This window comes from Halomonas sp. DP4Y7-1, assembly GCF_019800705.1.
Lineage (GTDB): Bacteria > Pseudomonadota > Gammaproteobacteria > Pseudomonadales > Halomonadaceae > Halomonas > Halomonas litopenaei_A.
Window position 1 is genome coordinate 523,771 of record NZ_JAHVKS010000003.1, and the last position, 14,099, is coordinate 537,869.

Here is a 14,099-nt window from a genome sequence, read left to right on the forward strand (position 1 = left end):
TCGATCCAGCGGGCTGCTCGCGGTGGTGTTACTTCACCTTGGGGTCCAGCTCTCCGCGGGCATAGCGTTCGAACATGTCGTCCAGGCTGATCGGCTTGATCTTGCTGGCATTGCCGGCAGTGCCGAAGGCCTCATAGCGGGCGATGCAGATATCCTTCATGGCCGTCACGGTCAGCTTGAGGAACTTGCGCGGATCGAACTCTGCCGGGTTTTCAGCCAGGAAGCGGCGCACGGCACCCGTGGAGGCGAGACGCAGGTCGGTATCGATGTTGACCTTGCGCACACCGTGCTTGATGCCTTCGACAATTTCCTCAACCGGTACACCGTAGGTCTCGGGAATCGCCCCGCCGTGGGCGTTGATGACCTGGAGCCATTCCTGGGGCACGCTGGAAGAGCCATGCATGACCAGGTGGGTGTCCGGAATACGCTCGTGGATTTCCTTGATGCGCTGGATCGACAGCGTGTCGCCGGTCGGCGGGCGTGTGAACTTGTAGGCACCGTGGCTGGTGCCGATGGCGATTGCCAGGGCATCGACACCGGTGGACTTGACGAAGTCAGCCGCTTCTTCCGGATCCGTCAGCAGTTGGTCATGGCTGAGCTTGCCTTCCGCGCCGATACCGTCTTCTTCGCCGGCCATGCCGGTTTCCAGGCTGCCCAGGCAACCCAGCTCGCCTTCCACGGACACGCCGCAGGCATGGGCCATATCGACCGTACGGCGAGTGACGTCGACGTTGTAGGCGTAGTCGGTAGGCGTCTTGCCATCTTCGCCGAGTGAGCCGTCCATCATGACGGAAGAGAAACCGAGCTGGATGGAGCGTTGGCACACCGCAGGACTGGTGCCGTGATCCTGGTGCATGACCACCGGGATATGCGGAAACTCTTCAACCGCGGCGAGGATCAGGTGGCGCAGGAAGGGAGCGCCGGCGTATTTACGCGCCCCTGCGGAGGCCTGCAGGATGACCGGTGAGTCGGTGGCATCGGCCGCTTCCATGATGGCGCGGACTTGCTCAAGGTTGTTGACGTTGAAGGCCGGGACGCCGTAGCCGTGTTCGGCGGCGTGATCCAGCAGTTGGCGCATGCTGACGAGTGCCATGGAGATACCTGAATCTATTAGGGGTAAGGGGCGTGCCGCAGGCACGCCCATGACGTAATCGGGTGGTTAGGCGTCAGTGGCCTGACGTGCCGCTGCTTCCAGGGCAGCGACCGCGGGCAGTTCCTTGCCTTCGACATACTCAAGGAAAGCGCCGCCACCGGTAGAGATGTAGGACACCTGGTCGGCGATGCCGTACTTGTCGATGGCGGCCAGGGTGTCACCACCGCCGGCGATGGAAAAACCGTCGCTCTGGGCAATCGCGTGGGACAGGGCCTCGGTGCCACCGCCGAATTGGTCGATCTCGAACACGCCCACTGGGCCGTTCCACAGGATCGTGCCGGCGCTTTTCAGCATATCGCCCAGGCGCGCGGCGCTCTCTGGACCAATGTCCAGAATCATTTCATTGTCCGCAACCTGGTCGACTGGCTTGGTGACCGCCTCTGCCGAGTCGGAAAACTCGGTCGCCACGACCACATCGGTAGGCAGCGGGATCTCGACCTTGGCCATCAAGGCCTTGGCTTTGCCCACCAGATCGGCTTCGTACAGCGACTTGCCGACGTTATGTCCCGCCGCTGCGATGAAGGTATTGGCGATGCCTCCGCCAACGATCAGTTGATCGCACTTCTCGGACAGGGCGTTGAGCACCTCAAGCTTGGTGGAAACCTTGGAGCCACCGACAATGGCCGTCATCGGCCGTCTGGGCGTGGCCAGGGCTTTCTCCAGGGCATCGAGTTCGGCGGCGAGCAGCGGGCCGGCGCAGGCAGTGGGAGCAAAGCGTGCGACGCCGTGGGTCGAGGCCTGGGCGCGGTGGGCGGTGCCGAATGCATCCATCACGAACACGTCGCAGAGTGACGCATAGCGCTGGGCCAGGGCATCGTCGTCTTTTTTCTCACCCTTGTTGAAGCGCACGTTCTCGAGCAGTACGACGTCGCCGTCTTCCAGTTCCGGGGCCTGGTCCAGATAGTCGGTGACCAGTCGTACCGGACAGTCCAACAGGTCGCCCAGGTAGGCAGCCACCGGTGCAAGCGTGAACTCATCGGCGGGCTCACCTTCGGTGGGGCGCCCCAGGTGGCTCATCAGCAGGACCTTGGCGCCAGCATCCCGGGCGGCCTTGATCGTCGGCAGACTGGCGCGCAGTCGGGCATCACTGGTCACCTGACCATGCTTGACGGGTACGTTGAGGTCTTCACGAATCAGCACCCGCTGACCCTTGAGGTCGAGATCGGTCATCTTGCGCACGTTCATGTCGGCAGATCCTCGTCTGAACGGTCTGAGAGAGACATCGAGTAGGAAAGAATGGCCAGGGGAAGAGGCATCACGGTAACGCTCGGGGCAACTGGTTCAGGCGTGTGGCCACGTCGAGCATGCGGTTGGCGAAGCCCCATTCATTGTCGAACCAGCACAGCAGCTTCAGCAGGCGACCACCGGCCACCCGCGTCTGGGTGGCGTCTACGATACCGGAGCGAGGATCGTGGTTGAAGTCGATGGACGCCATGGGCTCCTCGGTGTACCCCAACAGGCCAGCAAGCCGGGAGTTGCTGGCCTCCTGCAGCAGGCGATTGACAGCCTGGGCCGAGGTATCGCGCTGCACACAGATCGACAGGTCCATGGCCGATACATTGATGGTCGGCACCCGCACATGCAGGCACTCGAAGCGCTCTGCCAGGTGCGGCATCAGGCGGTTGATCCCCCGCGCCAAACCGGTATCCACCGGCACGATAGACTGCATGGCCGAGCGAGTCAGGCGCAGATCGGTCTGGTGGTAGGCATCGATCACGGGCTGGTCGTTCATGGCCGAGTGAATGGTGGTCGTGACACCATGCTCGATGCCCAAGGCTTCATCCAGAATGGTCAGGATCGGCACCAGACAGTTGGTGGTGCACGATGCTGCCGAGATCACCCTGGCGGAGGCAGTCAGATCGCTGTCATTGATGCCGGTGACGATGGTGGCGTCGACATCGCTCTCTGCGGGCTGTGAGAACAGCAGACGCCGGGCACCGGCAGCCAGATGTCGCTCGGCGGTAGCGCGGTCCTTGAAGCTGCCCGAGCACTCCAGCACCAGGTCGATATCCAGCGCTTTCCAGGGTAGTCGGTCGGGCTCTGCCTCTGACAGCACGCGGATGGGGTGCCCATTGATCAGCAGGTGGCCATCGCGGCTTTCCACACTGCCAGGAAAGCGACCATGGGTCGTATCGTAGCGAGTGAGGTAGGTGATGGTATCGAGGCCCGATAGCTCATTGATGGCGACCACTTCCAGGGAAGGGTCATTGCGCTCGATGAGGGCTCGCAGGACGCACTGGCCAATGCGACCGTAGCCATTGATGGCAATACGCTGGGCCATGGGGCTCGACACTCTCCTGAGTGGGATGGACACAGGCGCGAGAGTCTATCTCAAATCGGCCCCCACGTCGCGGCTACTGGCCGCTTGTGGCGTGCTATGAGGCAGTGAATCGTTTCAGCCAGCAAGGCCTGTCAGCTCCCAGGCCAATGGCATCAGCAAGGCCGTCAGTACGCCGGTCAAGGTCATGCCGAGCGATGCAAAGGCGCCAGCAGTGGGGCCCAGTTCAAAGGCACGCACCGTGCCGATGGCGTGGCCGTTGATACCCAGCGCCAAGCCCAGCAGACGCTGATCGGTGATCCTGAACACCTTGCCCAGCAAGCTGACACAGGCCGTTGCCGCGACGCCGGTGATCAGCAGGCCCCCCATCAAGATCGACACGGAGCCTCCCAGGCGCTCTGTCACCCCCATGGCAATAGGGGCGGTCACTGACTTGGGGGCCAGCGAGGCCAAAAGCTCCGGTGGCGCCCCCAGCGACCAGGCGATGGCCAGCGCATAGAAGGCGGCCAGCACCGTAGAGATGGGCAAGCACACCAGCAGTGGTTTCCACAGCGCGCGTACGTGGTGCATCTGCTGATAGAGCGGCACGGCCAAGGCGACGGTGGCGGGGCCCAGTAGTAGCATCAGCCACTGTGCTCCTTCGCGATAGTCCGCGTAGTCGATGGAGCCCCCCTTCAGCAAGGCAGCAAGCAGCAGCGAAGCCAGCAATACCGGGGGACACCATCCCGGCGAGCCCAGGCGTTTGAACAGGGCCATACCCGCGAGATAAGCGCCAATCGACAGCACGATGGCCAGCATGGGCATGCTCAGATAATCCGTGATGGACAGGCTCATGGGGTTTTCCTGAAGGGAGCAGACGGCGTGTCTTGGGGAAGCAGACGCTGCATCAGCCACAAGGTGCTGGCCACGCTAAGCAGGGTACCAAGCGTCAGCGCCAGGCCGACCGCCAGCCAGTAACCGGCCAGCTGGTCGAAGACCCAGAACACGCCGACCACGCCGGGCATGATCAGCATCGCCAGCAGCATGATCAAAGGTTGTGCCGCCGCAGCAATGTCGGCGTGCATTCTGCCACGCGCCAGCAGGAAGCCCGTCATCAGCATCAACCCCACGACGCCAGGGGATAGTGGCAGCTGTCCGACGCCTGTTGCCAGGTCGCCAGCCAGCCAGAACAGGCAAAGCCACAGGAAACCTCGTAGAACCGATGTATTGAGCGCCGCCATATCATTCCTCAAGTGCGTCATGTCACTGACTGGGGCCAATGGAAATGAGCCATTGTGCCGATAACTGACACCCGGGTCAGCTTTGGGGGCTCTCGTTCGTGATGCTCTTCCGCTACCCTGTTGACGTTGACCTTTACCGACCGCCCGACGGATTCGGGCACGACAGGGAGATGCATGATGAGTGATATTGCCAGCTGGCTGGGCGCCGAGGCAGAGGATCTGTTGACGCACGAGTGTCGTGGAATTGCCAAGGAGCAGCTGCACCTGCCCGGTGCCGACTTTGTCGACCGCGTCATGATGGACTCCGATAGGACCCCGGCGGTGCTGCGGGGCATGCAGACGCTGTTCGATCACGGCCGGCTGGGCGGCACAGGATATCTGAGTATCCTGCCAGTGGATCAGGGGATCGAGCACTCCGCCGGGGCATCCTTTGCGCCCAACCCCATCTACTTTGATCCCGCCAACATTGTCGAATTGGCCATTGAAGGGGGCTGCAATGCCGTGGCCTCTACCCTTGGTGGTCTGTCGTCGGTCGCGCGTCGCTACGCTCATCGCATTCCGATGATGCTCAAGCTCAACCATAACGAGACGCTGACCTATCCCGCCCTGTATGACCAGACGCTGTTCGCTGAGGTCGACCAGGCCTTTGACATGGGCTGCGTAGCGGTCGGTGCAACGATCTACTTTGGCTCACCGGAAAGCCGTCGTCAGATCGAAGAGATCAGTGCCGCCTTTGAGCGTGCGCACGAGCTGGGGATGGTTACCGTGCTTTGGGCCTACCTGCGTAACCCGGGCTTCAAGCATGAGGGTACGGATTATCACGTTGCCTCAGACCTCACCAGCCAGGCGGTCCACCTGGCGGCAACGCTCAAGGCGGATATCGTCAAACAGAAGCTGCCTGAGAACAACGACGGCTACCGCAAGATCGGCTTTGGTAACACCCATGAAAAGGTCTACAGCGAGCTGACCAGCGATCACCCCATCGACCTGGCCCGTTATCAGGTGGCCAACGCCTACATGGGGCGTGCCGGGCTGATCAACTCCGGGGGCGCTTCGAGCGGGGAGGGGGACCTGACCCAGGCCGTGCGCACCGCTGTCATCAACAAGCGTGCCGGGGGCATGGGGCTGATATCCGGCCGCAAGGCGTTTCAGAAGCCGATGCGCGAGGGCGTTGCCCTGCTCAATGCGATTCAGGACGTCTATCTCGCCCCGGATGTGACAATCGCCTGACGGCGACTGAGAGTGTCAGGCAGACATTGATCTCCTAACGGGCGTCTCTAGCGGCGCCTCGAGAACCCGCCAGTTCCAACAGGGACTGGCGGGATTTTTTTTGGAGGGCTTGATTTTCGTCTTTTGACACCTATGTAGCGTTTAGGGGAAACCCCCTGTCACAACGTTACTGTCGGAGGTGTTCACCATGTTTGGAGATCTCAGGCGTTTCGATGCAGAAATGGATGCTCCTTTCCGCTGGATGCAACAGTGGCTGGACCAGGCGTCACCCTTCTCTTCCAGAGCGTTCTCGCCTCACCATCTTTCCACCCCGTACGGGGCAGCGGATATTCGCTCGGTGGCAGCGGATAGCTTTCCTGCCATCAACATTGGTCGTACCGATGACGCAGTGCACGTATATCTGTTTGTGCCCGGCATGGACCCCGCCTCACTGGAGCTGAGTGTGCAGGGCAACCTGCTGACGATCAGTGGTCGGCGCGAAGACGCAGCAGAACCTGCGGATGCGTCCCCGACGCGATACCGACAGGAGCGCTTTAGCGGCGACTTCAAGCGCAGCATCGCGTTGCCGGAAGGAGTCGATGTGGACCGCGCTCGGGCGTCTCACCGTCACGGCGTCTGCGAAGTCGTGTTGCCCAAGCGCGAGGAGCTGAAGCCGCGGCGCATCCAGGTCGACGCTTTGCACTGAAACGACTCGACAGGAGGACATAGCGATGAACGACGTAGCACGCCATGAACCTGCGCCGGTTTCCCAGAGTGGCTCTCCCCATGCATCACAACAGACACCGCTGCCGGCGCGGGACAAAGAACACCTGATGCCAAGGGTGGATATTCGTGAGGACGGGGAGGCCGTCGTGCTCGTGGCCGATATGCCTGGGGTGTCCAGGGACGGCGTGAGTATCGAGGTACATGACGGGGTGCTGTCCATTGAGGGCGAAATGGCACTGTCTATCCCTGATGGGATGGCCTCCCTGTATGCAGAGTACAAGGCCAGTGGCTACGCTCGGCGTTTTACTCTGAGCCCTGAGCTCGACACGGATGGTATCGTGGCGAACATGGAGCATGGCCAGTTGACCATCAGACTACCGCGAAGGGCGAGTCATCAACCGCGCCGCATAGAGGTCGAGGCGGCCTAGGTCAGAGCGCCTGTTCAGCCACTCAGGCCCGTCTCTCTCGCTGCCGTGAGTCAGCTCGGTGCGGTTCGATAAAAAAGGGGCACGGCGTTCGCCGTGCCCCTTTCATTTTTCGCTCACCACCAGTACGCGCTGTCAGCAGCCACACGCTGAGTGTGGAACCTGTAGCCGGACTGGCTGAGCTAAGCGCTGATGGCCTAGTCGAGCAAAGCCTTGGCGCGGGCCACCAGGTTGTCCACGGTGAAGCCGAAGTGCTTGAACAGATCGCCGGCAGGTGCCGATTCACCGAAGCTGGACATGCCGATGACGTCGCCGTCCAGGCCCACATACTTGGTCCAGTAGTCGCGGTGTCCCGCCTCGATGGCCAGGCGTGCACGCACATTGCGCGGCAGGACCGACTCTCGGTAGTCAGCGTCCTGGCTGTCGAACACATCGGTGGCCGGCATCGACACTACGCGCACCTGCTTGCCGTCGGCCTCAAGTGACTCGGCGGCTTGCATGGCCAGGGTCAGCTCGGAACCGGTGGCGATCAGGATCAGCTCAGGGGTGCCTTCACTGTCCTTCAACACGTAGCCGCCGCGCTGGATATTGGCCAGCTGGCTCTTGCTGCGGTCCTGGTGGGGCAGGTTCTGGCGTGACAGGACCAGCGCAGTGGGGCCGGCGCTGCGCTTGATGGCATGGGCCCAGGCTGCTGCCGTCTCGACCGCATCCGCAGGACGCCAGGTGCACAGGTTGGGGGTGGTGCGCAGGCTGGTCAGCTGCTCGATGGGCTGGTGGGTCGGTCCGTCTTCACCCAGGCCAATGGAGTCGTGGGTGTAGACGAAGATCGCCTGCTGGTTCATCAGCGCCGCCATGCGCACGGCATTGCGCATATATTCCATGAAGATCAGGAAGGTGGCACCGTAGGGAACGAAACCACCATGCAGCGCGATGCCGTTCATGATGGCGCCCATACCGAACTCACGCACCCCGTAGTGCAGGTAGTTGCCGCCAGGGGCTTCCGGGGTGATGGCTTCAGCGCCCTTCCAGAAGGTCAGGTTGGACGGTGCCAGGTCGGCGCTGCCGCCAAGCAATTCTGGCAGCTGCGGGCCAAGCTCGTTCAGACAGCCAAGGGACGCCTTGCGTGAGGCGATGGTGTCGCCTTTTTGCTGTGCCGCCTCAACCAGTGCTTCGCTGTTCAGTTCGCTAGGCAGCTCGCCCTTCTGACGCCGCAGGAATTCACGCGCCAGTTCCGGGTGTGCCTCCTGGTAGCGTTCGAAGCGTGCTTGCCAGTCCGCCTGGTGCTGCTTGCCGCGCTCGCAGGCATCCCAGCCCTGATACACCTCTTCGGGGATGTGGAACGGCGCATGGGGCCAGTCAAGCTGCTTGCGGGCTGCGGCGACTTCTTCCTCGCCCAACGCAGCGCCGTGACACTCTTCCTTGCCCTGCTTGTTCGGGGAGCCGAAACCGATGATGGTCTTGCAGATGATCAGGCTGGGGCGATCATCCTGGGCGCGGGCCATCTCGATGGCCGCCTTGATCTCCTCGGGCTTGTGGCCGTCGACATTGGGCACCACGTGCCAGCCGTAGGCCTCGAAGCGCTTGGCAGTATCGTCGGTGAACCAGCCTTCGACCTCACCGTCGATGGAGATACCGTTGTCGTCGTAGAAGGCGACCAGCTTGCCCAGCTTGTGAGTTCCGGCGAGGGAGGCGACCTCATGGGAGATGCCTTCCATCAGGCAGCCGTCACCCAGGAAGCAGTAGGTGTGATGATCGACGACTTCATGACCCGGACGGTTGAACTGCGCCGCGAGCGTGCGCTCCGCCATGGCCATGCCCACCGCGTTGGCCAGCCCCTGACCAAGCGGTCCAGTGGTGGTCTCGACGCCTGGCGCGTAGCCGTATTCCGGATGGCCGGCGGTCTTGGCGTGCAGTTGACGGAAGTTCTGCAGCTCTTCCAGGCCCAGGTCATAGCCGGACAGGTGCAACAGGGAGTAGAGCAGCATGGAGCCGTGGCCGTTGGACAACACGAAACGGTCGCGATCGGCCCACTTGGGATCGTCGGGGTTGTGGACGAGATAGTCGTTCCACAGTACCTCAGCGATATCGGCCATGCCCATCGGGGCTCCGGGGTGGCCGGAGTTGGCTTTCTGGACAGCATCCATGGAAAGGGCGCGAATGGCGTTGGCCAGTTCGAAACGGGACGGCATTGAGGGCTCCTCGCCTGGGGCAAAGTGTCAATCTGACGTTGGCGTGCCCGGTGTGGGCGGCGCAGCGGCGTCAAGGCTGAGCGCCGCCAGTCAAGCCCGCGGACAGCGAGGGCGAAGGGGCGGCGCAGATCGGTCGGGGACATATTGTCGCCGGAAAAGGGCGATCCATCAAATGCACGCAGCCTTGACCCCGGCCGTAGCGGCGGCCCGCAGGCAGCCGGATCGCTAGGAACAGAGCGGTCGAGCGTGTAGAATTCTGCTCCGCCAGGTCCGCGCGGAATCTGCACATTGCGCCTGCTCCAGCGGACGCTTCTGTTTCCACCTGCCAGGCCCGCCTGCCGATTATCCTACAGAGGGTCGAGGACGCCATGAGCGAATACTCCCTGTTTACCTCCGAGTCCGTGTCCGAAGGACACCCGGACAAGATTGCTGACCAGATTTCCGATGCCGTGCTCGATGCGCTCATCGCGCGGGACAAGAATGCCCGCGTGGCCTGCGAAACGCTGGTCAAGACTGGTGTCGCCATCGTGGCCGGTGAGATCACCACCTCCGCCTGGGTCGATCTCGAAGATCTGGTGCGCAAGGTGATCATGGATATTGGCTACACCTCCTCCGACGTAGGCTTCGACGGGGAAACCTGCGGGGTGATGAACCTGATCGGCAAGCAGAGTGTCGAGATCGCCCAAGGCGTGGATCGCGACAAGCCGGAGGATCAGGGGGCTGGCGATCAGGGGCTGATGTTCGGTTACGCCACCAACGAGACCGAGTCGTACATGCCGGCGCCGATTCATTACAGCCATCGTCTGGTCGAGCGTCAGGCCGAGCTGCGCAAGCAGGGCTTGCTGCCCTGGTTGCGCCCAGATGCCAAGAGCCAGCTGACCATGCGCTACGACGATACGGGCAAGCCCTGTGCCGTCGACGCGGTGGTGCTATCGACCCAGCATGATCCGGAGATCGATCAGGAACAGCTGCGTCAGATGGTGCAGCGCGAGATCATCGAACATGTGCTGCCGGCTGAGTGGCTGTCGGACAACACCCGCTACCACATCAATCCGACCGGCAAGTTCGTGATTGGTGGTCCGGTAGGAGACTGTGGACTGACCGGGCGCAAGATCATTGTGGACACCTACGGTGGCATGGCGCGCCATGGTGGCGGCGCCTTCTCCGGCAAGGACCCGTCCAAGGTCGACCGCAGCGCCGCCTATGCAGGCCGCTATGTGGCCAAGAACATCGTGGCAGCGGGGCTGGCAGAGCGCTGTGAGATTCAGGTGTCCTACGCGATCGGGGTAGCAGAGCCGACCTCTGTTTCCATCAATACCTTTGGTACAGGCCGTATCGACGATGAGCGTATCGTCGAGCTGGTGCGTGAACACTTCGACCTCCGCCCCAATGCGATTACCCGCATGCTCGACCTGCTGCACCCCATGTATCAGCTGACAGCGGCCTACGGCCACTTCGGCCGTGAACCCTTCGAGGCCAGCTATAGCTGGACCGATACCGAGGGCGAGACTCACACCGAGACCTTCACCGCCTTCCCGTGGGAGAAGGTGGATCGTGCCGACGCGCTGCGGAGTGCAGCAGGGCTGTAATGTGCCCGCTGGTGATAGATTGAAGACACGCTAGCCTCCCGTCTGGTGTCCGTGATGCCAAGACCCGTCCAGCCAAGCTGGGCGGGTTTTTTTTGCTCGGCCAGCGATCGGCAAGGGGCGATATCTCTAAGGCTGGGTGAAAAGCTACTAACTGCGAAGACGATGCTTACTTTCTTGCGAATTTGTGTGAGCGTTTCTCCCCTTTTGTGACGACAAGATGGGGGGCGGAGTGTGATTTGATCCCGGTTCTATTCCTTAGCAAGCATGTCCACAGTAGCCTTCGCAGCCGCCGACTAAACTGACCAGTATCCGGCCAGGTGCCAGCGTCCTCCAGGACAGAGGAACCGCCATCCAAGAGGCCCCGTCAGGCAAATGTGCTGCCTGGTTGCCCACAGCGATACGACAGGGGAATCGAACAAATGAGCCGATACCAGGAGCAGCAGAGGGTCGATACGCGCTATCCCCCAACAATGACATCACCAGTCACGTCATGGTCAGACACAGGTTCAGAGCCATGGTCAGACACATGTTCAGAACCATGCGCAGAAAGGTCATCTCGCGAGCCTCAGGGCGGGTGCCTGGAAGGCGACGCCTATCTGCAGTACCGCGAGTTGTTCTTGACCAAGCTGGCGCTTGAAGTTGCGGCGGCCTTGGCGACATTCCTGGTGACCGCCGCCGCCATCATGATGATGTTGTTGCAGCAGCAGGGCTTGCTCACGGCCGTCATCGTGATTGCCTTGAGTGTTCCAGCATTCGTGCTGGCGACCCAGCGGCTGTCGCGGCTTGCCGGCAATGTTGTCATGCCGACCCACCGGCCAGCCGGGGAGGCCTCGCTATGACGATCGCACAGCAGATATTGCTGGGTATCGCCATTGCGTCTCCGCTGCTGGGGTTGACGTGGTGGGCGGTAAAGCGGAGTGACCGGCACCTTCGGAGCCGCCAGCACGGCGACATCTGAGTCTGCGTGTAGCGCGGGGGCGATGGTGGGGCGGTTGGTGGGGCGATAGTGAGGCGATAGTGGGGCGATAGTGGGGCAATAGTGGGCGACAGTTCAGGACCTGCCGGTCAGGGCTTCAGGTGACAAAGGCCAGCGAGTGCCTGTCTCGAATCCCTGTCTCTAAGCCCGGTCTTAAGCCCGGTCTCGGCATCTAGTCGCTGTCTGCAATAGCTGTCGTGAAGATGTCGTGCGAGCCAGCAGGTCTGGTGTTGGTGGCCACGGAGGGCCAGTGATGCGCAGCAAGGATACCAGCGTCATCGGCGCCGTCATCCCTAGGTGGCGCGCTCTGCTCCCATGGATACTACTGCTGATGTGGTGGCCGCTGTCCGGCGCTGCCATGGCCCAATGTCCCGCGTGGTCCCACGCGATTGCCAGCGAGCAACTTGCCGAGAGAAAGCAGCGGCTCGATGCCTGGGAGCTTGCCTATCGGCAGGATGGTAGCTCACCGGTCAGTGACGATGTGTTCGACCAGGCCTGGCAGCGTTATCAGGAGTTAGGTGTCTGCTTCCCGCTCGCCGTTCCCGACGCTGCAGAGGCAGGCGCCTCGTTGTCTGTTGATGAGACGCTGTCTGTTGACGAGGCGCTGTCTGACCAGCGGCTGTCACATCCGGTGGCTCATGGAGGCTTGCGCAAGGCCGAGGATATCCGCCAGGTGGAGCAGTGGCTGGATAGAGTATGCGCGGAGCCTCCGGCGACTGCCAGCGCCAGACCTGTTGCCAGTGGGGTCCAGGCATTGTCTCGCGACGGGTTGTTTGACGCCGGTACCGTCGACGCTCTCTCGATTACCGCCGCGGTGGAGTTGGCAACCTCGAGGGCGAGCGGCTGTACACGAGATATCTGGATACAGCCCAAGGTCGATGGCGTCGCGATGACGTTGATCTATCGGGACGGTCAGTTGGCGGACCTTGTCAGCCGTGGCAACCGCCATGAAGGGCGTCGCTGGACTCACCACGCTGCCATGATAGACGCCATCCCCAAGCACCTACCTGACGCCTGGTCTGCATGGGCCAATGACGGCACCCTGGTGTTTCAGGGAGAGCTGTTCGAGCGACTGTCCCAGCACGTACAGCGGACCCAGGGTGGCAGCGGTGCGCGCAACCGGATCGCCGGATGGCTGGCGCGTGATGCGCTGACACAGGAACAGGGGCAGCGTATCGGAGTGTTCATCTGGGGTTGGCCAGCCGGGCCTGACGACATGGAAGATCGCCTTGCTGGCCTCGAGGCGCTGGGCCTAGGCCTGGTAGCGCAGTTCAGCTATCTGGTGTCCATGCCATCTCAGGTTGCCGACTGGCGCGATCGCTGGCATCGCACGCCGTTGCCGTTCGCCACCGATGGGGTGGTGGTGAAACGCGGCCGGCGACCTGGCGCAGCATTCTGGACGGACCAACCGCCAACCTGGGCATTGGCATGGAAGTATCCGCCACGGGAAGCCCTGGCGGAGGTCGCCGGCATCGACCTCCGGATCGGGCGTAGTGGTAGGATCACTCCGGTGGCACGGCTGGTGCCGGTGACCATCGACGGGCGCACGCTGAGCCAGGTCAGTCTGGGTAGCCTGGAGCGCTGGCGCCAGTGGGACCTGCGCCCTGGGGACCAGGCAGTCATTCAGCTTGCTGGTTTGATCATTCCTCAGGTGAAGAGCGTTGCCTGGCGAGCCCCCCAACGTGCTCCACTGACGCTTCCAGACCCAGAGGACTATGACTATCTCAGCTGCTGGCATCCCACGCCTGACTGCTACCAGCAGTTTCTGGCTCGCTTGGAGTGGTTGAGCGAAGCGGCAGCGCTGGATCTGGATGGCGTCGGTGAGGGTACCTGGCAGGCACTGCTGGAGGCGGGGTTGGTCGATGACCTGCTCGCCTGGCAGCGGCTGACGCCACAGCAGCTGGCCCAGGTCGATGGCATCGGGCCAGTGACCGCGCAGCGTCTGTTTGACGTTTTCTCCCGTACACCTGAGCGCAGCTTCAGCCGCTGGATTCGGGCGCTAGGGGCTCCCGCGTCGGGGGATCTGGACGAGAGCGATAGCTGGAGCGGGCTGGTCGCAATGACGCAGCGGGACTGGCTGGCTCGTGAAGGGGTTGGAAGCGTGGGCGCGGCGCGCTGGCGCCGGTTTGTGATGCACCCGGAGGTGCAAGCGTTGGCGCAGCAGCTGGCGGGGGTCGGCGTGGCGGGATTCGCTGAGTCTTACCCGGTGGATGATGGCGCTACCGACGTGGCAGGCACATTGGCGCAGTAGTGCGCCCTGCGGTCATCGGATCGTCACGGCCACGCCACGCCGCTGTCACCAAGAAGAGACAGGCTTTAGGGCGTCACAGGAGG

Annotated in this window: 13 protein-coding genes; 7 read left to right on the forward strand and 6 right to left on the reverse strand. The window is 62.5% G+C overall.

Features of this window, described 5'->3' with window-relative positions:
• Nucleotides 1-28 precede the first annotated feature (28 nt).
• The 5 genes from fba to KUV72_RS08835 all read right to left on the reverse strand — a co-directional run bounded on the left by fba (nt 29) and on the right by KUV72_RS08835 (nt 4,651).
• On the reverse strand, nt 29-1,093 hold the full coding sequence (gene fba, locus KUV72_RS08815) for a class II fructose-bisphosphate aldolase (RefSeq protein ID WP_206942515.1): 1,065 nt from the start codon (nt 1,091-1,093) through the stop codon (nt 29-31).
• 66 nt (nt 1,094-1,159) lie between these two features.
• Nucleotides 1,160-2,338 (reverse strand): phosphoglycerate kinase, encoded by a 1,179-nt coding sequence (locus KUV72_RS08820; RefSeq protein ID WP_206942517.1) that lies wholly within the window; start codon nt 2,336-2,338, stop codon nt 1,160-1,162.
• 70 nt (nt 2,339-2,408) lie between these two features.
• Entirely contained in the window at nt 2,409-3,434 is a 1,026-nt protein-coding gene (locus KUV72_RS08825; RefSeq protein ID WP_206942519.1) for a type I glyceraldehyde-3-phosphate dehydrogenase, read from the reverse strand.
• A gap of 114 nt (nt 3,435-3,548) precedes the next feature.
• Nucleotides 3,549-4,265: an LrgB family protein gene (locus tag KUV72_RS08830; protein WP_206942521.1), complete on the reverse strand. Its 717-nt coding sequence runs from the start codon at nt 4,263-4,265 to the stop codon at nt 3,549-3,551.
• Nucleotides 4,262-4,651: a CidA/LrgA family protein gene (locus tag KUV72_RS08835; protein ID WP_222238030.1), complete on the reverse strand. Its 390-nt coding sequence runs from the start codon at nt 4,649-4,651 to the stop codon at nt 4,262-4,264. The genes KUV72_RS08830 and KUV72_RS08835 overlap by 4 nt, the downstream gene beginning before the upstream one ends.
• 177 nt (nt 4,652-4,828) lie before the next feature.
• Between KUV72_RS08835 and KUV72_RS08840 the strand changes: the two genes are divergently transcribed.
• The 3 genes from KUV72_RS08840 to KUV72_RS08850 all read left to right on the forward strand — a co-directional run bounded on the left by KUV72_RS08840 (nt 4,829) and on the right by KUV72_RS08850 (nt 7,014).
• Nucleotides 4,829-5,881, forward strand: coding sequence for a class I fructose-bisphosphate aldolase (locus KUV72_RS08840; protein ID WP_206942525.1), 1,053 nt, complete (start codon nt 4,829-4,831; stop codon nt 5,879-5,881).
• Nucleotides 5,882-6,068: 187 nt separating this feature from the next.
• The gene (locus tag KUV72_RS08845; RefSeq protein ID WP_222238031.1) at nt 6,069-6,566 is read left to right on the forward strand and encodes an Hsp20/alpha crystallin family protein; all 498 of its coding nucleotides are present in this window, start codon (nt 6,069-6,071) and stop codon (nt 6,564-6,566) included.
• 25 nt (nt 6,567-6,591) lie between these two features.
• The gene (locus KUV72_RS08850; protein ID WP_222238032.1) at nt 6,592-7,014 is read left to right on the forward strand and encodes an Hsp20/alpha crystallin family protein; all 423 of its coding nucleotides are present in this window, start codon (nt 6,592-6,594) and stop codon (nt 7,012-7,014) included.
• Between the two features lie 194 nt (nt 7,015-7,208).
• Here KUV72_RS08850 and tkt read toward each other — a convergent pair whose 3' ends face one another.
• Nucleotides 7,209-9,200: a transketolase gene (tkt, locus tag KUV72_RS08855; protein WP_206942526.1), complete on the reverse strand. Its 1,992-nt coding sequence runs from the start codon at nt 9,198-9,200 to the stop codon at nt 7,209-7,211.
• 368 nt (nt 9,201-9,568) lie between these two features.
• Here tkt and metK point away from each other — a divergent pair, with 368 nt between their 5' ends.
• The 4 genes from metK (at nt 9,569) to ligB (ending at nt 14,016) form a co-directional block, all read left to right on the forward strand.
• Entirely contained in the window at nt 9,569-10,789 is a 1,221-nt protein-coding gene (gene metK, locus KUV72_RS08860; protein WP_222238033.1) for a methionine adenosyltransferase, read from the forward strand.
• A gap of 617 nt (nt 10,790-11,406) precedes the next feature.
• On the forward strand, nt 11,407-11,628 hold the full coding sequence (locus tag KUV72_RS08865) for a hypothetical protein (RefSeq protein WP_206942530.1): 222 nt from the start codon (nt 11,407-11,409) through the stop codon (nt 11,626-11,628).
• Nucleotides 11,625-11,747 carry a hypothetical protein gene (locus tag KUV72_RS19850; RefSeq protein ID WP_261315831.1) on the forward strand — a complete coding sequence of 41 codons (123 nt, stop codon included), beginning with the start codon at nt 11,625-11,627 and terminating at the stop codon, nt 11,745-11,747. Before KUV72_RS08865 ends, KUV72_RS19850 begins: the two co-directional genes overlap by 4 nt.
• Nucleotides 11,748-12,018: 271 nt before the next feature.
• Nucleotides 12,019-14,016: an NAD-dependent DNA ligase LigB gene (gene ligB / locus KUV72_RS08870; protein WP_222238034.1), complete on the forward strand. Its 1,998-nt coding sequence runs from the start codon at nt 12,019-12,021 to the stop codon at nt 14,014-14,016.
• The last annotated feature ends 83 nt before the right edge of the window (nt 14,017-14,099 follow it).